Annotated in this window: 20 protein-coding genes and 1 other annotated feature; of the genes, 6 read left to right on the plus strand and 14 right to left on the minus strand. The window is 44.0% G+C overall.

Going from position 1 to position 24,613, the window contains the following annotated elements:
* Positions 1–67: 67 nt before the first annotated feature.
* Together MHB56_RS05930 and MHB56_RS05935 are read left to right on the plus strand one after the other, a co-directional pair.
* The gene (locus MHB56_RS05930; protein ID WP_094901946.1) at positions 68–1,015 is read left to right on the plus strand and encodes a DUF1385 domain-containing protein; all 948 of its coding nucleotides are present in this window, start codon (positions 68–70) and stop codon (positions 1,013–1,015) included.
* 7 nt (positions 1,016–1,022) lie between these two features.
* Positions 1,023–1,361 carry a hypothetical protein gene (locus tag MHB56_RS05935; RefSeq protein ID WP_076129641.1) on the plus strand — a complete coding sequence of 113 codons (339 nt, stop codon included), beginning with the start codon at positions 1,023–1,025 and terminating at the stop codon, positions 1,359–1,361.
* A gap of 87 nt (positions 1,362–1,448) precedes the next feature.
* Here the strand turns inward: MHB56_RS05935 and MHB56_RS05940 are convergent, their stop codons facing one another.
* From MHB56_RS05940 to mntR, 3 genes are all read right to left on the minus strand, one after another.
* A complete protein-coding gene (locus tag MHB56_RS05940; protein WP_076129640.1) occupies positions 1,449–2,378 on the minus strand; it encodes a patatin-like phospholipase family protein in 930 nt (309 codons plus the stop codon).
* 88 nt (positions 2,379–2,466) lie between these two features.
* Positions 2,467–4,155 carry a family 10 glycosylhydrolase gene (locus tag MHB56_RS05945; protein WP_076317028.1) on the minus strand — a complete coding sequence of 563 codons (1,689 nt, stop codon included), beginning with the start codon at positions 4,153–4,155 and terminating at the stop codon, positions 2,467–2,469.
* Between the two features lie 264 nt (positions 4,156–4,419).
* Complete coding sequence (mntR, locus tag MHB56_RS05950) at positions 4,420–4,845, minus strand: transcriptional regulator MntR (protein ID WP_036682880.1); 426 nt, start codon at positions 4,843–4,845, stop codon at positions 4,420–4,422.
* A gap of 193 nt (positions 4,846–5,038) precedes the next feature.
* On the opposite strand from mntR, the gene splB reads away from it, so the two are divergent.
* Positions 5,039–6,115, plus strand: coding sequence for a spore photoproduct lyase (gene splB / locus MHB56_RS05955; protein ID WP_339281228.1), 1,077 nt, complete (start codon positions 5,039–5,041; stop codon positions 6,113–6,115).
* On the opposite strand, the gene MHB56_RS05960 is transcribed toward splB, so the two are convergent.
* The 8 genes from MHB56_RS05960 to MHB56_RS05995 form a co-directional block, all read right to left on the minus strand.
* Entirely contained in the window at positions 6,112–6,825 is a 714-nt protein-coding gene (locus MHB56_RS05960) for a cytochrome c biogenesis CcdA family protein (protein ID WP_076302716.1), read from the minus strand. The genes splB and MHB56_RS05960 overlap by 4 nt on opposite strands.
* A 136-nt stretch (positions 6,826–6,961) precedes the next feature.
* Positions 6,962–7,765, minus strand: coding sequence for a metal ABC transporter permease (locus MHB56_RS05965; RefSeq protein WP_036682884.1), 804 nt, complete (start codon positions 7,763–7,765; stop codon positions 6,962–6,964).
* Positions 7,766–8,110: 345 nt separating this feature from the next.
* Entirely contained in the window at positions 8,111–8,860 is a 750-nt protein-coding gene (locus MHB56_RS05970; protein WP_036682888.1) for a metal ABC transporter ATP-binding protein, read from the minus strand.
* A gap of 34 nt (positions 8,861–8,894) precedes the next feature.
* Positions 8,895–9,893, minus strand: a complete 999-nt coding sequence (locus tag MHB56_RS05975; protein WP_341143374.1) for a metal ABC transporter solute-binding protein, Zn/Mn family — start codon at positions 9,891–9,893, stop codon at positions 8,895–8,897.
* A 203-nt stretch (positions 9,894–10,096) separates the two neighbouring features.
* Positions 10,097–12,109 (minus strand): methionine--tRNA ligase, encoded by a 2,013-nt coding sequence (gene metG, locus MHB56_RS05980; protein WP_076278405.1) that lies wholly within the window; start codon positions 12,107–12,109, stop codon positions 10,097–10,099.
* Positions 12,110–12,156: 47 nt separating this feature from the next.
* Positions 12,157–12,417: a binding site (T-box leader), on the minus strand.
* 40 nt (positions 12,418–12,457) lie between these two features.
* Positions 12,458–12,721 carry a membrane protein insertion efficiency factor YidD gene (gene yidD, locus MHB56_RS05985; RefSeq protein ID WP_036682893.1) on the minus strand — a complete coding sequence of 88 codons (264 nt, stop codon included), beginning with the start codon at positions 12,719–12,721 and terminating at the stop codon, positions 12,458–12,460.
* A 2-nt stretch (positions 12,722–12,723) separates the two neighbouring features.
* Positions 12,724–13,185, minus strand: coding sequence for a Fur family transcriptional regulator (locus tag MHB56_RS05990; RefSeq protein WP_036682896.1), 462 nt, complete (start codon positions 13,183–13,185; stop codon positions 12,724–12,726).
* 219 nt (positions 13,186–13,404) lie between these two features.
* Positions 13,405–15,639 (minus strand): copper amine oxidase N-terminal domain-containing protein, encoded by a 2,235-nt coding sequence (locus tag MHB56_RS05995; protein WP_076281382.1) that lies wholly within the window; start codon positions 15,637–15,639, stop codon positions 13,405–13,407.
* Positions 15,640–15,985: 346 nt separating this feature from the next.
* Here MHB56_RS05995 and MHB56_RS06000 point away from each other — a divergent pair, with 346 nt between their 5' ends.
* The 3 genes from MHB56_RS06000 to MHB56_RS06010 are packed head-to-tail and all read left to right on the plus strand — an operon-like array spanning position 15,986 to position 20,314.
* The gene (locus tag MHB56_RS06000; RefSeq protein ID WP_341143375.1) at positions 15,986–17,755 is read left to right on the plus strand and encodes a sensor histidine kinase; all 1,770 of its coding nucleotides are present in this window, start codon (positions 15,986–15,988) and stop codon (positions 17,753–17,755) included.
* 12 nt (positions 17,756–17,767) lie between these two features.
* Complete coding sequence (locus MHB56_RS06005) at positions 17,768–19,012, plus strand: response regulator (RefSeq protein ID WP_076184175.1); 1,245 nt, start codon at positions 17,768–17,770, stop codon at positions 19,010–19,012.
* An 18-nt stretch (positions 19,013–19,030) separates the two neighbouring features.
* The gene (locus MHB56_RS06010) at positions 19,031–20,314 is read left to right on the plus strand and encodes an ABC transporter substrate-binding protein (RefSeq protein ID WP_076306152.1); all 1,284 of its coding nucleotides are present in this window, start codon (positions 19,031–19,033) and stop codon (positions 20,312–20,314) included.
* A gap of 73 nt (positions 20,315–20,387) precedes the next feature.
* Here the strand turns inward: MHB56_RS06010 and MHB56_RS06015 are convergent, their stop codons facing one another.
* The 3 genes from MHB56_RS06015 to MHB56_RS06025 all read right to left on the minus strand — a co-directional run bounded on the left by MHB56_RS06015 (position 20,388) and on the right by MHB56_RS06025 (position 24,051).
* Positions 20,388–21,986 carry an ABC transporter substrate-binding protein gene (locus tag MHB56_RS06015; RefSeq protein ID WP_076184178.1) on the minus strand — a complete coding sequence of 533 codons (1,599 nt, stop codon included), beginning with the start codon at positions 21,984–21,986 and terminating at the stop codon, positions 20,388–20,390.
* Between the two features lie 94 nt (positions 21,987–22,080).
* On the minus strand, positions 22,081–23,043 hold the full coding sequence (locus MHB56_RS06020) for a carbohydrate ABC transporter permease (RefSeq protein ID WP_235219483.1): 963 nt from the start codon (positions 23,041–23,043) through the stop codon (positions 22,081–22,083).
* 15 nt (positions 23,044–23,058) lie between these two features.
* Entirely contained in the window at positions 23,059–24,051 is a 993-nt protein-coding gene (locus MHB56_RS06025; RefSeq protein ID WP_305953563.1) for an ABC transporter permease, read from the minus strand.
* Between the last annotated feature and the right edge of the window lie 562 nt (positions 24,052–24,613).

Genomic DNA, 24,613 nt, shown 5'->3' on the forward strand with positions numbered 1-24,613 from the left:
CGGGAAGGTGAATTGGTTGTCCCAGGAAACTCCCAGCTATGGCGGCCAAGCCGTCATTGAAGGCGTCATGTTCGGCGGCAAGCATATTAATGTAACAGCCGTGCGACGAAAGAATCAGGAGATTACATTTTTGGAGGTGCCAAGAAGCGATAAGAGCTGGGTCACTAAACTGCGCAAGATTCCGCTGCTTCGCGGCCTTGTCAGTATTATAGATGCCAGCGCCAAAGGCTCTAAGCACTTGAACTATTCGGCTGAATCCTATGCCGAAGATGAATTGGAACCCGAAGAACTGGCGAAAGAGAAAGCTAAGCCGAAGAAAAAGGACGAAGGCTGGAGCCTCGGAATGATTTTTGGCGTTGCTGTAATGGGTATTCTCTCCTTCTTATTCGGAAAGCTCATTTTTACGCTTGTACCAGTATTTGTCGAAGATTTTTTATTCAAGAATGCATTTGATAACTATGTACTGCACAACCTCATAGAAGGCGGCATTAAAATGGTTCTCTTGCTGGTCTATTTATGGGCGATTTCGCAAACACCTGTGATCAAGCGGCTATTCCAGTATCACGGTGCGGAACACAAAGTCATCAGCGCCTTTGAAGCAGGTGAAGAGCTGACTGTCCAGAACGTTCAGAAATACAGCCGTCTGCATTACCGCTGCGGAAGCAGTTTTATGATGCTGACGATTATCCTCGGCGTTATTATTTACTCCGTAGTACCCTGGGATAATCTTTGGGAACGTGTGATCCAACGGATTATTCTGCTGCCTGTCGTAATCGGTGTTTCGTTTGAGGTTCTGAAGGGTACCAACGCAGTAAGAGAAATTCCAGGTCTCAAATACTTGGGATACCCTGGACTATGGCTGCAGCTGCTCACTACCAAAGAACCAAAGGATGATCAGGTAGAAGTATCCATCGCCTCTTTCAATCGTATGCGTGAGCTTGATGCAGAGATTGAAGCCAGAGGATATACGGAGGCAAGTGTGTCAGGCGGCATATTGGATCCTGCGAAAGGATGAGTGTCCTATGATCAGGCATGCTTTAATTTTTTGGATTTCAGTAATTCTTGCAATATTCGGTTTTGTGATTGGAGTCTTGACTGAGCCTTTCTATACGCTGTCGAAGCTGATTCTCCCCTTAGTACTGTTAGCGATTATCTATTATGCTTACAAAATGGGACCAGGGAAATACGCTCGCAGCAGTAATGGATCTAGAATCAAAGTCAAACCTTCGCAGAAAACCATGACCAAGGTTGCTGGGATTCGCAAGACTCAAGCAGTACCAGGCAAACGTAAAAGTTATCCCTTCCAAGTCATCGAAGGAAATAAAGGGAAAAACGATGATCAGCTTCCGAAGTACCATTAACTAAATAAAAACAAACACCAAAAAGCATCTCCACGTTTCAAAATAACGTGCGGGATGCTTTTTTTCTGATATTATAAAGCTTGCTTGTTATCTGGGGCGCCACTCCTTAAAGAAGTCTTCCCCTGCCTTCAGTCCGGCGGCATACAATTCGTCGCTTTGCATCTTCGTAATATTAAATTGGGTCGTGCCGATACCAAGCGTTGGGATGGTTACCGTGCGGACATATTTATCATCTTCAATATATTTCTCATCATGAGCAGACAGCATGGTGCTTACCATAGCTTGCAGCATACTGAACGGCCCCCTAATCCTGTGGGGCTGCGGGTCGGTTTTACCTACTGTTTGATACCCTACCGTAGGGATTCTTTTCCCCGTCACTTTACTATTCTCATTCATCCCGTCAAATAGCCATAAAGGAAAATTGCTTAATAATCCTCCATCCACAACGTATACAAATTGCTCAATAAAAGACTTCCCTCTAGCAGACTGTCCATTTAACCTGAGCATCACTGGATCAAAAAAATAAGGAATACTGCAGCTCATACGCACAGCCTTAGCCACCTCAAAATGTTCAGGAGAGATTCCATACTGTTCCAATCCATCTGGTAAGACCAATATCCGGCCATTGGTAATGTCAGAAGCAATTATAGATAGTTTGCCTGGAGGCAGATCACGAAAAGTGATAATTCCCTTTTTTAGCAAAAGCGATCTCATCCACGATTCCAAGGCTTCACCCGAATACAATCCCTTCTTCAATAACACTCGCAGTGCAGGACCTACCCAAGCCGTATTATAGATGGGAGCTCGCTTCATAAACGATGAAAAAGAAGTTCCTTGGATCATCCGACTCATTTCCTCGCCTTCATAACCCGCAGCCAGTAAAGTCGCTACAATTGCGCCTGAGGAGGTTCCAGCGACCTTTTTAAAGGTTCGCCCCGCCCTTTCCGTGGCTTCAACTGCTCCAGCGAGAGAAATCCCTTTTACTCCCCCTCCTTCAAACACAGCGTTAATCTCCATACACAATAATCCCCCGTTTCCCATAGATTCTATTGCTTATCTATGAGCACGGGGGAGCATTCATGACTCCTTATCTAGAACAGTTATCTTATTTGGACTGAAAATAAAAGGTCAGCAAATTTGATAATCCAAACGGATTGCGGACTACAATGTCATTTGCTCTGAACATAATACTGCCTGCAACCTCTTTATATTTCTCATTATATTTAAGCTGGTTGATGATTTGGTCGCCACTTTGCCATTCTGCTTTCTGGTCACTTGCTCCAACCTTATAAGCAGCTTGCCCAATATAGAGCTTAACATTTGTATTCTCTACCTCTTTAACCCACCAATCTACTAGCTTATCATAACGGGCAGTGCTAAAGGACAGACTCCAATAAATTTGCGGTGCTACATAGTCAATCCAGCCTTGCTTGATCCATGTCCGAACATCGGCGTACATATCGTCATAAGCGGTAACTCCAGCTGTGGTATCCGAACCTGTGCTGTCTTTTTTGATATTACGCCATACACCAAACGGACTAATTCCATAAGAAACCTTCGGTTTCACCTTATGAATCTGTTCTCCCAATTGACGGACGAATTCATTAATATTATCGCGGCGCCAATCCGCCTTAGAGGACAGGTTCTTCGTGTTATAAGTCTTATAAGCAGTATCATCGGCAAAAGATACACCTGAAGGATAGAAATAATCATCCAAATGGACACCATCTACATCATAGCCTTTGACGACCTCCAACACTGTATCGATAATGTGCTGACGGGCTGCTGGGATCCCTGGATTGATGTATTTTTTACCTCCTGCGTCTACAATCCATTCCGGATTTGACTTAGCCACATGATTACTTGCTAATGCGGATGTAGAAGCATCCGTTGTCGCGCGGAATGGGTTGAACCATGCATGGAACTGCATACCGCGTGAATGTGCAGCGCTGACCATATAGCTCAACGGGTCATAACCCGGATTTTTTCCTTGTGTTCCGGTCAGCACCTTAGACCAAGGAACTAGAACAGAAGGGTACAGGCTGTCTGCTGAGGTTCTAACCTGTACAAAAACAGCATTAAAACCAACAGCTTTTAGCTTGTCCAGCAGATTATCAAATTCTTGTTTTTGTTTCGCTTCGTTACCTGCAGAAGCTACTGAAGGCCAGTCCAGATTAAATACTGTAGAGATCCAGGCTCCCTTCATCTCCTTGTTAGCCGACGCACCAGGAATACTTGGAACTGTTGGCGAGGTCGGTTTTGGAGTCGCTGTAGGGGTTGGGGTCGGCGTTGGCGTAACGACTGGAGTCGCTGTAGGTACTGCTGGTGTTTCCGGATCAGCAGCCTGCGGCGGCTCTGTATTAGAGTACAAAGAAATATGTTTGGTTGCCTGATCCCAGATAACCTGTAACCCCAATTGCTCACTTACAAAACGAAGCGGCACCATAACCCGTCCCTGCTTAATCTGTACTGAGGTGTCGAGGGCTACAGAAGCATTATTAACTAATGCACTTTTCTGGCCACTGGTCAGCTTGATCTCTGTATCTCCTTGCGTGATTGTTACTGTCTTACTGCTTTGATTCCAAACTACTCCAGCATTCAACCCTTTACTAATGACGCTAATTGGCACCATCGTTACATTCGAAGCTGTGATATACGGCGGCACATCGCTTGCCAGCGCCTCGCCATCCAGTTCAATGGTAATCTGCACAGCTGCCGCACGTGCCCCAGGAGACCATAAAGGCAGAAACAATACTAATACTAGCAATCCCAACATCCATTTACGATAATTCATAATTCCTCCCCAAATCTAAAATAATATGTATCCTATAAAAAAAAGAAAAAACGGATCAATCCTCCAAGTTGATGTACCGATTCCACCCTTCAAAAGAGTGGTATCAGTCTCAGCCAGAAAAAGGACTTATCCGTTTTGACGCTAAAAACTGGGAAAGGTTGCACTAAACAAAATAGAAACGGCTATACCATCTAGTAGTTTATGCTCACCAAAGCCTTGCTGGGCATAACTTTAAGGACGATATCCGTTTCGGGAAAAAACATTTCAAGAATCGCTTGCCAGTTCATTGTGAATAGCATATAAAGTCTGCAGACGTTCTTCATCGCGGCGGAAATATTCCACCAACGTTTCGATACGTGTAATCGAATCCCAACTCAGGTGGTGCTCGATCCCTTCAACATCATTATAGATAAATTCCTGCTGTACTCCGATCAAACCGAGGAATTCTTCCAATAGTTGATGACGATCAACAAGACGTTTCCCTACTTTTTTCCCTTTGTTGGTTAGGACAAGCCCACGATATTTCTCATAGATGAGATATTCGTCCTTATCCAGTTTTTGGATCATCTTGGTCACAGAGGAGGGGTGTACTTCCAGTCCCTCGGCAATATCCGAGACCCGCGCATAACCTTTCTCATCAATGAGCTTATATATGCGCTCCAAATAATCCTCCATGCTGGGTGTTGGCATTAAAATTTACCTCTTTTCTATAATGAACCTGGCGCCGAGCCAAACCTTGCTCTAACAATGATACATGTTTCTAACGCCCCTTGGCAAGTCCTTCAAGAGAACATGCTGAGGAGTTACCCATGATTGCCATGCTTCTAATGAGACTCAGTTAGGCATAATAAACGTACTCATCTTTCAGAAGGAGCGTGAATTCATGACTATAGTGACACCTGAGACCCCTCCCGTAAAGAGAACCATAAAAGCTACAGCCCTTTTTGTCCCCGAGCTTGTTTTCTTCGAGCCGGATGCTTTAAATTACCCGAAAGGTGAACGAATCATGGAATGGGTGAAGGCTAACAATATTCCCTATCGCATGACTACATCGCATAACCGTATAATGAATTTCCCGGGTGACACAGAGGTCGAGCAATATAAAATTGCCAAAAGAACACTTGTAGTCGGCCTGCGCAAAACCTTAAAGTTTGACCAATCCAAACCCTCCGCAGATTATGCAATTCCGATCGCAACTGGCTGTATGGGCCACTGCCATTATTGTTATTTGCAGACTACTTTAGGGGCAAAGCCTTACATTCGTGTATATGTTAACACCGAAGACATCATTGACGCCGCAAAAAAATATATCGAGGAGCGCAGCCCTGAAATCACGACTTTTGAAGCAGCCTGTACCTCAGATCCGTTAGGACTGGAGCATATTACCGGGTCTCTGTCAGAACTCATCACATTCATGGCAGCGGAGCCCCTTGGCCGCCTGCGCTTTGTGACCAAATACCAACATGTTGAACCCCTACTCGATTTGCAGCATAACGGACATACCAGAATTCGTTTTAGCGTGAATGCTGACTATGTGATCAAAAATTTCGAGCCTGCTACCTCGCGGTTTGAAGAGCGAATTGAAGCGGCTGGAAAGGTTGCCCGCGCCGGCTATCCACTGGGCTTCATCATTGCCCCAATTATTTGGTATGACGGCTGGCAGGAAGGCTATGCGGAGCTGCTGGCCAAATTAGCCAAGACCCTTCCGCCGGAAATCGGAAAAGGTCTAACCTTTGAAATGATTCAGCACCGATTCACCAAAACAGCCAAGACTGTAATTGAGAAACGTTACCCGAAATCTAAACTAGAAATGGACATGGAGAAACGCAAAAAGAAATGGGGCCGCTGGGGACAGAACAAATATGTCTATCCGGATGAACAGCAAACCGCCCTGCGAGAATTTATCACAGAGCGGATTTTCGAGCACTTTCCGGAAGCAGGTATTGATTACTTCACCTAAAAAATCAGCCAATCCGGCGTTATTCCTTGTAGCCACACTGTGATCCGAAACATTTGATCCGTGAACAGCAAAATACCCATAAATACCATAAGGACGCCGCCAATCTTCATCAGCAGATTCGAGTACTTGAGGATACGCTTCACTCCGCCTAGGAAAAAGGCTAAAAGAAAAAATGGCAAAGCAAATCCGATGCTATACGCGGTAATCAATGTAAACCAAGTGCCTGGGTCGCTTGCCGAAAGAGCAATAATTGCCGTCAAAATCGGCCCGATACAGGGTGACCAACCCGCAGAAAAACCAATTCCGAAAATAAAGGAGCCCACATAACCCGCCGGTTTCCATTTTAAATCAAGCTTACGTTCACGAAGTAAAAACTGCGGCTGAAAAATCCCAAGCAAAAACAAACCCATTACAATAATTAGAATCGCCGACAATTGCCGGATCAGATCACGCTGGCCATTAAAGAATTGCCCGAATAATCCAGCCCCAAAACCAAGTGTGTAAAAAACTGCAGAAAAACCTAATATAAATGCCAATGTATGAGTCAGGGTGCGTATACGAACCTCTTTAGAGTTGCTGCCTGATTTTAATTGTTGAACGGATAACCCAGTAATGTACGATAAATAAGAGGGGTACAGCGGTAAACAGCATGGCGATATAAACGATGCCACCCCTGCGGCTAAAGCAATTCCTGCATTGATATTAGACAAAATAGCGGCTCTCCTTCCGGCATTCGAGTCACTTCATGGAGCTGCTTATGGCTCCTTTTTTTCGCTTATCGTCCTTACAAGGACACCGAAGGCGTTTATGCTTGCCTAATGTGATACCGATTACTTAATTCGCTGTTTATGCTGGCAATCCCTTTTTACCGATCAAGGTTAATACCAATAATGATATGAGCAAAAGCACAATAGTTGCACCGGGAGCCAAATTCCAGACTCCAGCTACCACTAGTCCGCCTACAACGGCAATCTCCGAAATAATAACCGCCAGGATGACCGAGGATTTAAAGCTACGGGATAGCAATAAGCTGATTGCGACCGGAATAGTCAACAAAGCAGATACCAACAGCGAGCCTACGATCTTGATGGCTGTGCTAATCACAAGTGCTGTCAGAATGGTGATCAGCATGTTAAGCAGTTTCACCGGAAGCCCACTTACACTTGCTGCATCCTCTTCAAAGCTAAGCAAAAAGAACTCTTTAAAGAACATCGAAACTACCACTACAACAGCTATAGTCACTATGCCTACAACGATCAAATCGGTATTATCGAGCGTATAAATGCTGCCGAACAAATAACTCATTACGTCCGCATTATACCCTTTTCCTAAGGTGAAAAAGAGTGAAGCCAACGCCACTCCGCCTGACATTATAATGGCAATCGACAGCTCCGCATAACTCTTATAAGCCTTGCGAAGCTTTTCAATCGCGAAGGACGCTACCACTGCAAAGATAAGGCCTGCGCCCAGCGGATAAAATCCTGTTAGAAAACCGAGTGCCACCCCCGCTATAGTAACATGAGCCAGCGTATCTCCGATCATGGATAATCGTCTAAGCACAAGAAAAACGCCTATAAGCGGCGCTGTTATACCAATCAGCAGTCCGCCCGCAAGCGCCCGCTGAAAAAAATCGCTAAATAGTATTTCCAACTTAAACTCTCCTTCTTTCGGAACCTTTTCGAACCATTCGAACATTAAAAACCTTTTTCAAACCTTTTTCGATCCCTCCCAAACCCTCCCTTCCAAGGGAGGGCCCCAAGGGCTCTGCCCTCTGGACACCCGTTAAGTGCAACTAGCGTAGGAGTTAGTGTTACTGAACATAGATAGGTCGGGGAAAGATCGCTTTCGTCCCTAAAGGGACACGCTTGCAGACTGGCGGTGCCTAGATACGAGAAAGATTAAAATCAACAAGGATTGAGTCCCCGACTTCCGCACTCGCACACTATGTATAGCTCAAATCGCAGAGAAAGCTGCGATTCAGAGTTTAATTATGACTTAAGAGAGCGTGTGCTGCAGATTCTCTTCTGTGCAATTCTGGAGATCATGTGAGTGGCGGGAGTAAAAGTTGATTTTACCATTCGTCTGCACGGGCTCATGACCTAAATAATTTTTGATCATGTCGATATCATGCGACACCATCAGGAAGGTCATATGATGATGAGCATGCATATGGGTAATTAATTCAAAGAATCCCGCTTGCGATTCGGCATCAATACCCACCGTAGGTTCGTCCAAAATCAGCAGGTCAGGATGGTTAATCAGCGCCCGAGCCAGAAAAACACGCTGCTGCTGACCGCCTGACAGCTGGCCTACTCTTTTCTCCGCGATATCTTGTATCCGCATGACTTCAAGTGCATCCTCACATTGACGATGCTGAGCCTTAGATACTCTGCGGATCAGATTCTTGTTATTATATAGACCTGACAGAACTACTTCACGCACCGTTGCTGGAAACAATGGGTTGAAGGCATTCTTTTGCGGAACATACCCGATCCGTTCCCAGTCTTTAAACTTGCGGACAGGCGTTCCGAATAATTTAATTTCACCACTGCTCGCTGGAAGCAAGCCAACGATCATTTTCATCAATGTTGTTTTACCAGCACCATTAGAACCAATGATACCAAGGAAATCTCGTTCTCTTACACTATAGTTAAGATTCGATATCACCTTCTGTTCCCCATATGAAAAAGAAAGATCCTGTATATCGATGATATGCTGATGGCAGTCCAAGGATACCGATTGCATGCTTAAGTACCGCCTTTCCCTTATACTTTCCTTATTATTGTAAGGCCATAATCAGATTTTGCAAATTTTTCTCCATCAGAGTGAAGTAATTATCGCCGTTCTTCTCTTGCTCCGCAGTAAGTCCCTCTACCGGATTAAGCACCATAGTGGAAACGCCCGCTTCGGCGGCCAGAGTCTTAGCCAGTTTATCGGAGACAAGCTCTTCAAAAAAGATATACTTAATCCCTTCATCTTTTACCATTTTCGCAAGCTTCACTAAATCCTGTCCGCGCGGCTCAGCGTCTGGCGAAAGTCCCATAATCGCATGCTGATCCAATCCATAGTCACGGGCAAGGTAAGAAAAAGCCTGATGCGATACTACGATCTTATGGTTGGGCAGCTTAGCAAGCTCCTCTTTGAATTTACTGTCTAACTCCTGCAAACGTTCCGCAAGCTTATTGTAACGCTCTTCATAACCGTCTTTATGCTCAGGATCCACGGACTGAAGGCTTTCTTTAATATTCTGAGCCATGACAATGGCTGATTTTGGACTTACCCAAGTATGCGGGTCTGTATGCAGGCTGTCTCCTGAGGCATTACTGTTATGATCCGTGTCCTCATTTTGATGAGACTCTTCCTCACTTGCCCCATGATCATGCCCGTCATCTTCATCGGTCATGATATAATCAATACCTTGACTTACTTCAACCGCCTTAACTTTACTGCTGCTATCAAGGCCTTTTAAAAAGTTAGGAACCCAGCCTTCTAAGCCTGCACCGTTATATAGAAATAGCTGTGCCTTAGAAGTGTTGATAATATCTTGACTGCGCGGTGTCCAATCATGTGGCTCCACACCCACTGGAAGCAGGTTAATAGCATTGATATCTTCCCCGCCAATCTCCTTAGCAAACTCGTAAATAGGATAAAAGGTTGTAACTACATTTACTTTCCCTTCAACTATACTTCCACTGCTCTTAGGTCCGCATGCACTTAGTGTAAATACAAGTACCAGTGCAAGGACGAGCAAACTTATACGTGATTTCATTGCCGCCATTATATTGATCTACCCCTCAAATCGTAAATTTTACTATTAGTAGTATAATAGTAATCGTTACGATAAGTCAACAAAGAAACCTCACTCAGAAGAAAGACGGTATCGTCCTTTATAAAAAAGAAATGCTCCCACAACCAACCCGGCTGAAGGAGCATTCCCTTGTTCAAGCAACCTCATTAAAAAATTTCTACAACAGTATTGTCTTATTTCACTACTGCTCCGTTTGGCATACTGTCCGGCACGGTAGCGATCGTTAGCTGGTCATCTTTAGAAGCCGCCAAAATCATCCCTTGGGACAACTCCCCACGCAGCTTCACCGGTTTAAGGTTTACGATACAAATCACTTTACGTCCCACCAGCTCTTCCGGTGTATAGAATTTCGCGATACCAGAAACCACTTGACGTTGTTCATAACCCAGATCCAGTTGCAGCTTCAGCAGCTTGTCAGCTTTTTTCACTGGCTCTGCAGCAATAACCTGGGCTACCCGCAGCTCTGCTTTAGCGAAATCGTCAATGCCGATTTCCTCTTTATGCTCTTCCACTGGCTCGGAGTCCGCAGCAGTAGGAGCAGCCGCTTCCGCCACTTCAGCCGCAGCTTTACCAGCGCCCATAGCCTCGGCAATATAAGCTACCTCTTGCTCCACATCTAGACGTGGGAAGATTGGATTGCCTTTCACCAGCTTTGTTCCTGCCGGAATCAGGCCAAAGGTCTTACCGCTATCCCAAGTCGTTAACTCACCAGGCTCAATACCCAGCTGTTCCCAGATCTTTGCTGGTGTTTGTGTCAAGAACGGCTGCAGCAGGATTGAAGCGGTACGCAGACCTTCCACCAGATGTCTCATCACTGAAGCCAGCTCGGCGGTTCTATTTTCATCTTTGGCAAGCACCCAAGGTTGTGTCTCATCGATATATTTGTTGGTGCGGCTAATGAATATTCCGATAGCTGTCAGCGCCACGGAAAACTCCATTTTTTCCATAGCTTCTTCTACTTTGGAATAAGTATTCTCAGCCGCAGCTTGAAGCTCACCATCAAATGCTGTTACATTTCCTTCATATGCCGGAATCTCGCCTGCAAAATACTTTTCAACCATAGCCCCTGTACGGTTCAACAGGTTACCAAGGTCGTTGGCAAGGTCATAGTTAACCCGGTCTACAAAGCTTTCCGGTGTGAACGTGCCATCCGAACCAAACGGTACTTCGCGCAGCAGGTAGTAACGTAATGCATCCAAGCCATAACGATCAATCAGTGTCACAGGATCAACTACGTTACCTTTAGATTTCGACATTTTTCCATCTTTCATGAGCAACCAGCCATGGGCAAATACCTTTTTCGGAAGGGGTTCACCAAGCGCCATCAGAATGATCGGCCAGTAAATGGTATGGAAACGAACGATTTCTTTACCAACGATGTGTACATCCGCAGGCCAGAACTTGTCATACAAGGTGCGATCCTCGGAACCATAACCCAGAGCAGTAATATAGTTAGTCAAGGCATCAATCCACACGTACACGACATGCTTCTCGTCGCCCTTAACTTTTACGCCCCAATCAAAGGTTGTACGGGAAACTGCAAGGTCTTCCAGTCCGGGTTTGATGAAATTGTTAATCATTTCGTTCTTACGGGATTCCGGCAAAATAAACTCTGGATTCTCCTCGTAAAATTGCAGCAAACGATCCGCATATTTACTCATCCGGAAGAAATAACTTGCTTCCTTCACCAGCTCAACCGGGTGGCCGCTATCTGGGCTTTTTGCACCAGTAATCACACCGTTGTCATCACGCACTATATCAACTAATTGCGTTTCTGTGTAAAAGGTTTCATCTGGGATACTATACCAGCCTTCATATTCACCTTTATAGATGTCTCCTTGCTGCAGCAACCGATCAAAAATATCCTGTACCACTTTTTTATGACGCTCTTCCGTAGTACGGATGAAGTCATCGTTCGAAATGTCCAGCTTACGCCATAGCTCCTTAATACCAACAACAATGTCGTCTACGAACTGCTGAGGGGTCTTTCCTGCTTCCTCTGCCTTCCGCTCGATCTTTTGTCCATGTTCGTCTGTACCGGTTAGATAACGCACTTCGTAGCCGCGCAGACGTTTGTAACGGGCCATTGCGTCTCCTGCCACGGTTGAATAAGCATGTCCGATATGTAGCTTGTCACTTGGATAATAAATTGGTGTCGTTAGGTAAAACGTTTTTTTCTCACTCATTCAGTAATCATCCTTTCTTATTAAAAAACAAAAAACTCCCGCCCCCATAATGGGGCGAGAGTATAACTCACGCGATACCACCCAAATTTCCTGTCTCTTCACAGAGCGCAGGCTTCGCCAGTTCCCTCGCGGGAACTGTCCATTAACGCTGGATCACGCTGTTATCTTACGTGAACCACAATTGCAGTTCCCGCTCGAACACAGTTCCTCCCGGACCATATTCAATCTAACGCTCCATACCGGATTTCAGCATATTCCGGCTCTCTGTAATGGACGTAACGATTTACTTATCCGTTCTTCGGAATTCATACTATTACTTGTGAATATACCCAATGGTAAGGCCCCATGTCAAGTCGCAGGGGCAGAATCCTTCTCAGCAGATTCATCTTGAAGGGGCGGCACAGGATCAAGTCCTCCAGGATGAAAGGGATGACATCTGGCAATCCGCTTAGCTGCAAGCCATGAGCCTTTCAATGGACCATGGACTTCAATGGCTTCCAGGGCATAGGCAGAGCAGGTTGGATAGAAGCGGCAGGTTGCAGGTTTAATAGGGGAAATGTACCTGCGATACACCCGAATAGGTGCCTGAATCGTTCTGCGTAGGGTCACCATTTCTAAAGTCCCTTTTGTTTATCTGATGCTGCAACTAATTCTTCTTCCCGGTTCTCTTCACATTCTTTGCAATAACCGAACACCTCAAATTTATGCTTGACTACCCGGAATTGATCGGGTGTATCCGTTAAATTCATCGGACAGAAATTAATCGGGTAGGTCTTTTGGCATTGAAGGCAGATCATATGATGGTGATGATCCTGATGATTGCAGCTTCCCTTGAACTTCACTCCGTCTTCAAAGACAATCTGTTCAAGCACACCAAGCTCTTCCATTACACGAAGATTGCGGTACACCGTATCAAAGCTAAGTCCGCTATACTTACGGCCCATATGCTCATATACATCCTTCGCTGACAAATATCCCTTATTCTCGCCGAATAACTGGGCAAGCGTTTTGCGTTGGTCGGTGATTCGCAGTCCTTGCCCCGACATGACTTCTAATATTTGTTCTGTCGACAGCATACGCTCATCTCCCATAAGATCAGTTCATTTATATTTCACTCTCTTAATAATGCCCCAAAATAAATGCCCCGTCAATGAAGCACCATGAAGCGCCCCTACGCAACCTCTGAATTATTATATTTAAACAAAAGCCCGGCTCCGTATTCCCTTACGGAATATTCAGCCGGGCCTTTATTGTAGATAATTCCCCAATAGAGCTTATAGGGATATTCCTATTTGTTATTTCTTTGCTGGAAGTGGAGTGATGAGGAAATTGACCGGCAAGTTACTGCCTGAAGCTGCTGTGAACAAAATCTCCACAGAACCTCCATACTCACCACTACGATAAACCACACTGTTCATGTCAGCGTTCGAGAGACTTCCCACGCTTGGCATATGCACGATTTGGTTATTAACCATAACCGGCCCCATATAGTTACCGCCACGTGGATTAAACGTAATCAATGAGTTTGGTGCAACATTTTCGAATCTGATCTTGTATAATACCCCGAAATTACCGGCATTGGATGCTTCCGTACCTGCCATTGGGTCTACGCCAGCCAGGTTCTTATCACTGGAATTATCGCCTAGCAGAAGTTTTGCAGGAGTTTTTCCTACCTCATCGGTAACCGTGATAATACGAGTAGAATCTTCGTAAGTTCCCCGATTATGCACTCCGTCTCGATCCAGAACTGGAAGTGTTGGAAGTGTAGTCAGTGGATCTTTATTCGCATCAATCAACATGACATTATAATCGATTGGATAATCACTAAATAAGTCCGCTTGAAGTGAAACAATTTCACTTGGTTTCATAGCAATTTGGTTTAGATCGGTCAGAATTGAGACACTTTCCCCTGGTTGCAGAACAATCGTTTTATAATGCTCATTTGTAAGCATAGATTTCCAATAACGTTCTACAGACATTTTACCAGTACCTTCAGGATATGTGCTTGGGCCTGCAAAGCCCACATATTCGGTTGTAAGCGTCGTTGGGTACAAATTGTTATTCGTAGCAATCACATACACTTTAGCTTTAATATTCAGGTTATTCTTGTGGTGAATCAAGAAGCGGGTTTTACCCAAAGAAGTCTCACGGTAAGTAACACCTTCTGTATACACCGTTTCTGGGCTGTTGCTGCGAATTAGTTTATAAGGCTCGGAAGAAAGATTATAAGCTACTTGCTGCCAAGTAGGGACCATCGATCCATCGATGCTAAACACACTGCCCGGAGATGCAAATAATCTGTTGAAATCTTCTTTACTGTACAAGATTTCATCCGAAATATTAACGGTTTTCTCAAACGTGCTGATCGCGCCATGTGAATCTTTTACTTGGACAGCAATTGTCGCTGGCCCCGGAGTAAAGAAAGCCTCGGCCTTGTTCGTCCAAGTTACGGTAATTTCATCACCATCAGGATCGCTACTTAGATCGGTATAAGTAATCATTTCACCCATCTTGTATGAATCCTTGTCTGTAGTGAAATTAGCAACTGGAGGTGTATTAGGTTTAAGCACTGTGATGGTCATGGTGTAAGGATCACTCCACTGTTGATTCGCATCCATTACGGAATAGGTTACTACATAATATCCTGGTTGATCATAGATATCCTGCTTGTTACCTCCCCAGCTTTCATCCACAATAGCTACACCATTTGGTGAGGAGCTGGAGGTTACGAAGGTCACTGGTTCACCGGCGTAAATTTCAGTTGGCACTGTGAAGGAAGCTTTAGGTTTGTTGTTTAATGTAAGGATTACTCGTTTTTGCACATTATCAACGGTATATGGAATGCCCAGTGCTCCAGTTATGGATGTCAATGGAACCATGAAAGTCCCCTTGTATTGGTAAGCTGGACCTTTCATCGTCTTCTTCTCACCATTAACTGTATAGACCTTGCTGTCGGTCTTAAAGCGCATAACGTCGCTTCCCTTGGTAACAATGGTTTCTTTCGTTTTATAATCATAAACGTATTTCACGCCTACACGTTCTACCATAGCCCGGATCGAAACGTAGGATACGCCGTTTTTCACTGCCATAGGCTGATTAGCTAAATATTCCTGGCCGTTCTGATACATTTTGTTGCTGTTCATCATAAGAATAAGCTGACTGTTAGCCGCAGCACGAGCACCATCTGTTGTTGTAGGTTCTGTAGTAACTCCAGGTGTTGCAGTCGGAAGCGGTGTTGCAGTAGGTGCAATTGTTGCTGTAGGTTCAACAGTAGCCGTAGGATCAACTGTCTCTGCAGGAATTGGAGTAGGTGTTGGTGTCGGTGACACTACTCCTCCTGGCGTCTCCGTCGGCAATGGCGGCAATGGATCAGTAGATTCTGGCATTACCTCCGGCGCAGCTGAAACAACTGTCCCAACTACAGTAGTATTACTTGGGGTATTATTGACAGCTTCAGCAAAAGCCGGCACTGCCGCGGCGGCCTGAGATACGGCCAAAACAGCAACTAACGTTAACTTTTTCAAATCCATGATATAACTCCTCTGCTCCTATTTGTAAATATAAGTAGGTCTCTGTCTTTTTCATACTCCTCTTATATTCCCCGCAAAATGCTGCCACCCACGGTAGGGCGGCAAAAAGCTTTTGCCACGATCGTCATAACAAACATAGTATTAGACGCATGCCACCATAAAAAGTTTCATTATTAAGTAAAGAAAGATTAACGCTGTATTAAATATTGTTGGACAACCACGCTGTTTCCCCTGAAAAAAATGAGATTTTTTCTATAAATATGTTTATTTTTCGTCTGACTATATTCGCTTTCATTTGCTTTTGTTACAATGTATGGAAGAATATCTTTTACATGCGAGGGATAACATGTCCAAAAAAATCTCCATCCTCGTTCAATTAATCATGGGCTTCTCTCTAATCATCTTCACCATCGTAGGATTCACCATTTTTTTGTCCTACCGCTCTTCCTCTCAAGCTGTTCTAAACCGCTCCAACCAATATATCCTGGAATCCGTCAAGCAACTTCAAGGTAAAATGGACGCAATTCTTCAGGATAACGATAAGCTTTCTTCTACGATCATGTTCAGTCCCTTGATTCAAGAAACCTTGGGTGACTTAGCGTTGTCACGTTCACCTCGTACAGACGCCATGGAAATTACTCGTTACATAGATCAACAGACACGTTCCATAAACTCTGACATCCAGTTCAAGCTGCTCGGTCTGTCCGATGATCAGGTGTATACCAACAGCAGTTCCTTAAAGGTCATCTGGGACAGCGAAAAGGAAATCCGCGATGCTTATTGGTTTCCGGCTATAGCACAGAATAAAGGCCGAATGGTCTGGTTCGGTGTAGATGTATGGCAGAACGGTAATATCCCTGTGGTGATGGGAGCCAGACAAATTAATGATTGGAATGATCTAAACCGGTTAGGAACCCTGTTTCTTGTCCTCCCTGTCGAGGTTATCCATAACGCTATCAGCCAATTTCACCTCGGCAAAAACGAGAAAATCCAAGTTGTTGATTCATTTAATACCATTGTCTATTCCACAGATCCAAAAGAAATTGGACTCTATATGAACGACGGGCTTCTAAAACAATTCAGCAATCATAAAGCCAGAATCGTTCCACAAAAAATAAACTCACGCAATCTGTTCGTATCCTATGCCTATTCCGACTATAGCGAGTGGAGCGTTTTTGCTTACATTGATTCTAAAGACGCTGTTAAAGATTTAAATACGATTCGCCGGAATATTATTTTAATTGGCCTGCTGGGGATGGGTGCTGCCCTACTATTCACTTTCTTTTTCTCTTGGACCCTATCCAAGCCCCTTCGTAATCTGGCAACCAAGCTGAGCAATGTCGAACGGGGAACTACTTTACCTTTTGTAAAAACAACCATGAACAAAGAAATGGCTATCCTTTATTCAAGCTATAATTCGATGCTCCAAAACCTGGATCATACTATAGCTGACCTATCCAGCAAACAAATTAGTGAAAAGCAAGCTCAGATCGTAGCACTCAAAGCGCAATTCCGCCCGCATTTTCTTTATAACACTTTGAATACAATCTATTGGTCGCTCGCCAACAAGCGCATGCAGGAAGAGTCCCAAATGGTACTCGCTCTAAGTGATCTGCTCCGCTATAGTATTGACCGCGGATCCGAATTCGTTACAGTTGAGGAGGATTTAAAGCAATTAGAACGATTCATTTTTCTCCAGAAGCTGCGCTACGAGGACAAATTGCAGATTGATCTTTTTGTAAATCCTGAGGTTATGAATGGCCAGCTTATGAAATTAACCCTTCAGCCACTTGTCGAAAATGCCATTACTCATGGACTTGAACCCACACTTCGGAAAGTATGGCTAATTCGCATACGCGCCTATAGTGAAGGAACCTCTCTGGTGTTAACTGTAGAAGACAACGGGGACGGCATGAGCGAGGAAAGTATGGCAGACGCATTAGTCGGCGGTGAGGTTAATCCGGAGAAGCTGCTTCATACCGGAATTGGACTATCTAATCTAAATCATCGCATAGAGCTAATCTACGGACAGGAATTTGGTCTACAGCTATCAACAAGCGAGCTTGGTGGCTTATTTGTGAAGGTCACTGTTCCATTACAGTATGATCAAAGTTAAGGGGGCACAACGATGAATGTGTTAATCGTGGACGATGAAAGTTTTGTTCGCCGTTCTCTGTCAGAAATGCTGGGAAGTGCGAATCACAACTTTAGCATTATTGGCTCGGCAGAGAACGGTTTAGAGGCTGTGCAATTGTTAAAAGAGCATATGGTTGATCTGGTGATATCCGATATCCGAATGCCCGGCATGGATGGGCTGGAACTCGCTAAGCATATCCATGAATGTTATCCAGACACTGAAACCGTGCTGCTCACAGGTTATCAGGACTTCACCTATGCCAGTCAAGCCATCCGTTATGGTGTAAAGGAATATTTGGTTAAACCAAATTCAGTAGAACATATTCTTGAAGTCGCAACAGGCGTATATGAACGTCTTCAATTGAAGAAACAGCAGAGGCAATTAACGCAGCTAAGAGAAAAAAACCTTCGGGAGAAACGCTTATCTGATCTTCTTTACGGCATCCCGTTGCCCTATTTTGAAGAACAACTTATTCCTCCTTTTCATTCCTTTGTAGTCGTAACCGTAAACCATCTTGGAGTGGGCATGCCTCAGAACTGGTCGGAACAAGCCATGTATGCAGCAGTTATAAATATATTAGAAGAATGTTTTGCGCTGTACGCCAACGTTGTTGGCATTCAAGAGGAGCAGGAAGCCATCATGCTATTATTCTATCCTCTTGAGCAGCCTAACGGCGTTGATGAGGTATTGACACAAGAGCTGCTGCATAAGCTATCAGGCATTCTGAAATCGCCATTTTGTGCAGGGGTCTCCAACCCTCACTATCAATTGGGGGCGCTCGCAACCGCCTATCATGAGAGTCTGGAAGCTTGTCAGCAGGTCAAAAAAGAGAGTACGCCATCCGTTATCTTTTTCAGAGACCTCTCCATGCATTCGGCTTCTCCACAGCTCACTGAACAACTACAAGTAAAGGCAACGCGCAGGGTAATCTCTATGATGATTGAGGTTATGAATTCCCGGCTCCAAGAAAATCTCTCCCTCAAGATGATCGCAGACGAACTGTATATGAATCCTACCTATCTCGGCCGATTGTTTAAAGATGATGTAGGGGAGCCTTTCTCTAGCTTTCTTACCAAACTTCGTATTCAAAAAGCTACTGAATTATTAGAGAATGTTACTCTCAAGGTATATGAGGTTAGCGAATTAGTAGGCTTTAAGGATCCTGCATATTTCAGTCTCATTTTCAAGAAATATATGGGGATGACTCCTCAGGAATTTCAGAAGCACAACAAATAAAGCAGAGGTGTGTTTCTCTTGAATGTAAATGGTAAGTTGATTACTGTCCTATTAACATTTGGCTTGTTACTTAATACAAGTGGTTGTCAGCTCTCCCCTTCCAAGGAAGATACCGCTTTACAAGACCCGATACAGCTGAACATCTGGCTCACTGCTGGATCAGGTCTTGAGTCGCTCATTGACCAATATCAATCCCAGCATCCCGAGCTAGAGATTCATATTCAGACCTCCACCTCCACGCAGCTTCCAGCCAAGCTACAGACCTCGTTCGCAGCTGGATATAGTTCGCCGGATGTGGCTGCCATTGATATTAGCTATTTAGATCGCTTCAAACAATTTCCTGATTATTTTTATAATCTAAAAACCTTTGAAGCTGACAATCTGAAGGACCAATTTCTGAATTGGAAGTGGCAGGAGGTGCTGGGTAATGATTTTATTTTCGGATTACCAACGGAAATTGGACCCTATGCCATGTTATATCGAACGGATATATTCGCATTATCAGGCCTCCCTACTAAACCAGAGGAAGTGGCTAAAGAAATCCAAACTTGGGATCAATTCCTTGAAGCGGGCACCAAAGTACAGGAGAGAACAGGAAAAGCTTTTGTAAATGACTTGGAGAACCTCTATCTCACCCTTCTACGTCAGTCCAAGCTTCAATATTACAGTCCCACAACACAAGAATTGATCCTCGACAATAATCCAGCGGTCAAACGAGCCTGGGACTTCTCAATTCAAGCCCTTAAGCTAAATCTGTCCGCCAGTATTGCAGTGGATACCCAACGCTGGGGTGCAGGCCTGCTCAACGGAGATTTTGCAGTCATGCTCTGTCCGGCTTGGATGATTGGTCATATCAAGAGCAGTGCTCCAACTGCCAGCGGTTTATGGAATGTAACACAAATCCCAGAAAACAGTGCTAATCGCGGAGGCTCCGTTCTGACCTTACCAAAGACAGGTAATCATCCTGATGAATCCTTTGCTCTTATTAAATGGCTAACCGAACCAACGCAGCAATTGGTTTCTTTCAAGGTACAAGGGGCTTTCCCTTCCACCCCCGAAATCTATGATGACCCAGAAATCCACGATCTGCATGATCCTTATTTTCCTAATTCAGAGCTTGGTCTGACCCTTTCGTCAGCAGCAAAAGCAGTAATTCCCACCTATTACGGCCCTCATCATGCTGACGTGGAGACAAGCATGCTCGAATACTTGACCAAAGCTGAAAAAGGCGAGCTAACTCCTGAACTGGCTTGGACCCTTGCTGTTCAAGCCGCAAAGCGAATAGACAGCTCCTTCCGCTAAGTAATATCATAAAAAGGCTCTCCCCGGCTAAATCAGCCTGCCGGGGAGAGCCTTTTTTGAATTCATTTTCGCTTTATTTTTGCGCAGCCAGGAAAGCATCCAGCTGTTTTTGTTTCTCTGCAATAATCTTATCGAGCCCTGCCTTTTTCAGCTTATCAGCATACTTAGTCAGTACGGTATCAGGATCAACAGAACCCGTATCCAAACTGATGTCGTATTCATCCATTACAGCTTTACAAGCAGCCATTTCAGTCTTCATTGAGGAGGCATCGAAGTTGAAACCAAGCGCTACAGAGGCTTTACCTTTAGAGTTAAAGGCTTTGAATTGTTCCCATTTGTCTGGAGCTTCACTTTCCCACACGGGGTTCAGGAATTGACTTCCAAGCATCCAAGCTGCAGCCGTATTATAATCAGCTGTTTTATCTGTAGCTTTGATCGTATCACCACTTACGACTTCATAGTGCACACCTTTTATACCGAAAACAAGCAGATTGTTGATATCTTTATCTGTGTGCAGAATATCTAGCACCATCATGGCCCGGGCCGGATCACCAGAGGAAGCGGAGATCGCAAGCATAGATCCAGCAGCATCACTTGTAGAAATCGTTGGATCATTGAATGCAATTTGTTTCAGCTTGCCAATCAAGCCGGTAGCATTCGCCAGCTCACTATCTTTACCTGGTTTAAGCGATTGCACTGTCATAAAGACATTGCCAGCCTTCATTGCATCCTGAGTCGAATTTGTAGCAACAGCTGCGTCTTTGTTAATGTAACCTTTTTTCATATACTCACGAGTAAGTTTAATGATTTCTTTATAACGATCCATCTCAATCATCGATTGAATCTTAGTATCTGAGGAATCTTTAAGCAGAACACCAGGAATGGCAGCATCACCAAGGGTATCGTATTGTGCCATGTACTGTGAGTTAAAGGTCTCACCTTGTTTGAAATACAATGGAGTCAGGTCAGGTCTTTTCTCCTTCACTACTTTGAGAACTGCATCCAGATCTTGGATGGATTTCACATTTGACATATCGATGCCCAGTTCATCCGCAATATCGGAGCGATAGACAACCCCACCTTGTGCAGCCAGCTCCTTGTTTGTAGGAACAGCATAATTCACACCATTGATCGCTGAACCTTTTAAGAATTGTGGATCCAGATTTTTTAGAATTCCTTGGCCGTATTCATTTAGGAGATTACCATATTTGCCGCTATCGTCATTAATCGGGAGATAAGCGCCTTTAGCTGCATTCGTTACGTAGTTCTTCCATTGAGCTGTAAAGATGATATCGAATTTTTCCTGACTCGCAATTTTCAGATTGACATCATTGTCCCATGGACCCCAATCGATCGGTGCGATATCCAATTTGGCGTTGATTTTAGGTTCCAATAACTTATTGATTTCATCTTCTACAGCTTTTTCATCCTTTTGCACGGCACCGACATAAATTAACTTGACGGTATAAGGCTCCAATTCTTTTGCCGGTTCGGCAGTAGGATCCGCGGCTGGCTCATCCGTAGCAGCAGCATTGGTAGCGGTTGCATTTTCGCTTGGAGCAGGTGAAGCTGCTTCATTATTCCCGTTATTCCCACCGCAGCCTGCTAAACTAAGACTCAGTACCATCGTTAGCAATAGTGTCATTAGTGCGCTTTTTCTAACAGCTTTCATATACACCATAACCTCCCTCAAAATATTTATATATGCTGAATCGGCCGTTCACACCTTAGCATAAAGCGGCCGAATTAAGCCATTACAATCGTCCTTAACCTTTGACAGCACCCACGGTAAGCCCTTTAATAAAATACTTCTGGAAGAAGGAATATACAAACACGATAGGTCCAATACCAATAACAGCCATCGCCATTCTTACCGTTTCTGTTGGAATATTGATTTCTACACCCTGTGCAGCCAAGGCAGCCATCGCCTGAGGACTTGCTGTCAGGAATTGAACATTCAGCATCGTCTTATACATTAGGTATTGTAAATTGACATGACCTTCGGGTGAGATAAAGATCAAACTAAGGTACCAATCATTCCAATAGGCCAGGGTCTGAAACAAACCTACTGTAGCTAACACTGGCATAGACAAAGGCAAAATAATTTGAACGAAGATCCGGAATTCTGGTGCCCCATCGATCTTAGCAGATTCGATTAAAGCTGGCGGTATGGTATTGGCAAAAAAGGTCCGTAAGATGATAACAAAGAAAGCAGAAACCAGCAGCGGCATAATTAGAATCCATAACGTATCCTTCATATGCATCATTCGCGTGTAGACCAGATACCAAGGCACAAGGCCACCATTAAACAACATTGTAAAAAACATAAAAAATGAGAAGAAATTACGATGTGGAAAATCTCCACGTGAGATAGGGTAAGCGTACATAGCCATAATGATAAGACTCAGAATCGTGCCCACCACAGTCACAAATAACGAAACGGAAGCTGCATCGATAATTTGCCAATAATCTTTTAACAGAAATTCATAAGAAGAAATATCCCACTTGTTAGGAAAAAAGCTGTAGCCGTTCTGGATAACGGAATTCTCGTCCGAAAACGATACAATAACTACGAGGATCAGCGGCACCACACAAATCGCTGTGTATATCCAAAAGAATATATTAATTAGCAAATTAGATATATTAGATATTTCATTGGGTTGTCTTTGCCGTTTTGTGCGCTTCCCTGTACGCCGTGACGACCCTATTGCTGTTTCTGTCTGGCTCAACACTCCCACCTCCCTTTAGAATAAAGCATCATCTTTACTGATTCGCCGCACTGCTAGATTCGCTAAGAAAATCAATAGAAATCCTACAACAGATTGAACGAGACCCGCGGCTGAAGACATTCCTATATCACCGATTGCGAGGAAGGTTTGATATACATATGTGTCGATAACCTGCGTCGTCGAGTATAACGCTCCTGCATTTCTCGTAACCTGAAAGAATAATCCGAAGTCTGCGTTAAAAATCCTACCTATCTGCAGCAGCGTCATTACTATAATAACTGGGCTGATTAGCGGCAGTGTGATTTTTCGAATCTGCTTCCATTTAGAAGCTCCATCAATAAGTGCAGCCTCATAATATTCATTATCTATTCCAATAATAGCGGCCATATAAATAACCGTTGTATACCCAATCTCTTTCCATATCTTCACGATTACTAGAATCCCAGGCCAATATTTGGACTGTGAATACCATTCGATAGGATCTACCCCAAAGAACGGGAGTAATGTCTTGTTCATGAACCCATGCTCTGCACTCAGAAAGCCGTATACTAAGTAACTTACGACGACCCAAGAGAGAAAATAAGGGAGAAACATAGCGCTTTGATGGAATTTCGATAGCCATCTGCTGCGCATTTCGTTAAACATAATTGCGAAAGCCAGCGAAAAAAATAGCGTTAGTATAATAAACGCTGTATTATACAATAACGTATTCCTCGTAATGATCCAGGCCGTCTCCGTCGAGATTAAATATTTGAAGTTCGCTAACCCGACCCAATCACTACCTAGAATCCCTTTTTGGTAATTGATATCCTTAAATGCAATTACCGTTCCTAACATCGGTATGTAGTTATTGATGATTAGAATCACTATCGCAGGTAACATCATCAAATAGAACACCCAATATTTCTTCATTACTCTAAGAAAATTCGGCGTTCTTCCCCTGCCTGGTTTCTTTACTTCTGACAAGCTGACGGAAGGATTCGTCACACTCATTTTTGGTTCCCCCATTCTCCATCATCCCATTCTTAAGCCCCAATTACTCTTGCTTGCCTAACGTTTTGTGTATCCTCCTTACACTCTAATTAAAACATATGATAATTTATGGGAGTATAGGGAACATATTATATTTCTATAAAAAAAGAGACGATTATCCTCGAAAATCGAGGAAAACCATCTCTTCAGCCTATAATAGAGGCAAAAAATTTAATTAATCATAGCTTATGTACCTTAATCGCATTTATCACAGCCAAAGGCTGGTTGATAATCTTTGCTCTTTATCACAGCCAAAGGCTGGGCGATAATCTTTTCTCTTCATCACAGCCAAGGGCTGGGCGATAATCTTTTTCTCTTCATCACAGCCAAGGGCTGGTCGATAATCTTTTTCTCTTCATCACAGCTAAGGCTGGTTGATAATCTTCGTACTTTATCACAGCTAAGGCTGGTTGATAATCTTCGTACTTTATCACAGCCAAGGGCTGGTCGATAATTCCTGCCTTAAATTAACTAGGCGATCGGTCCTTGTGTTCCCAGAGAGGCCCACATCCGTAGGTGTGGGACGGCCCCTATACTA

It is taken from the genome of Paenibacillus sp. FSL H8-0315, assembly GCF_038005365.1.
GTDB lineage: Bacteria > Bacillota > Bacilli > Paenibacillales > Paenibacillaceae > Paenibacillus_AQ > Paenibacillus_AQ odorifer.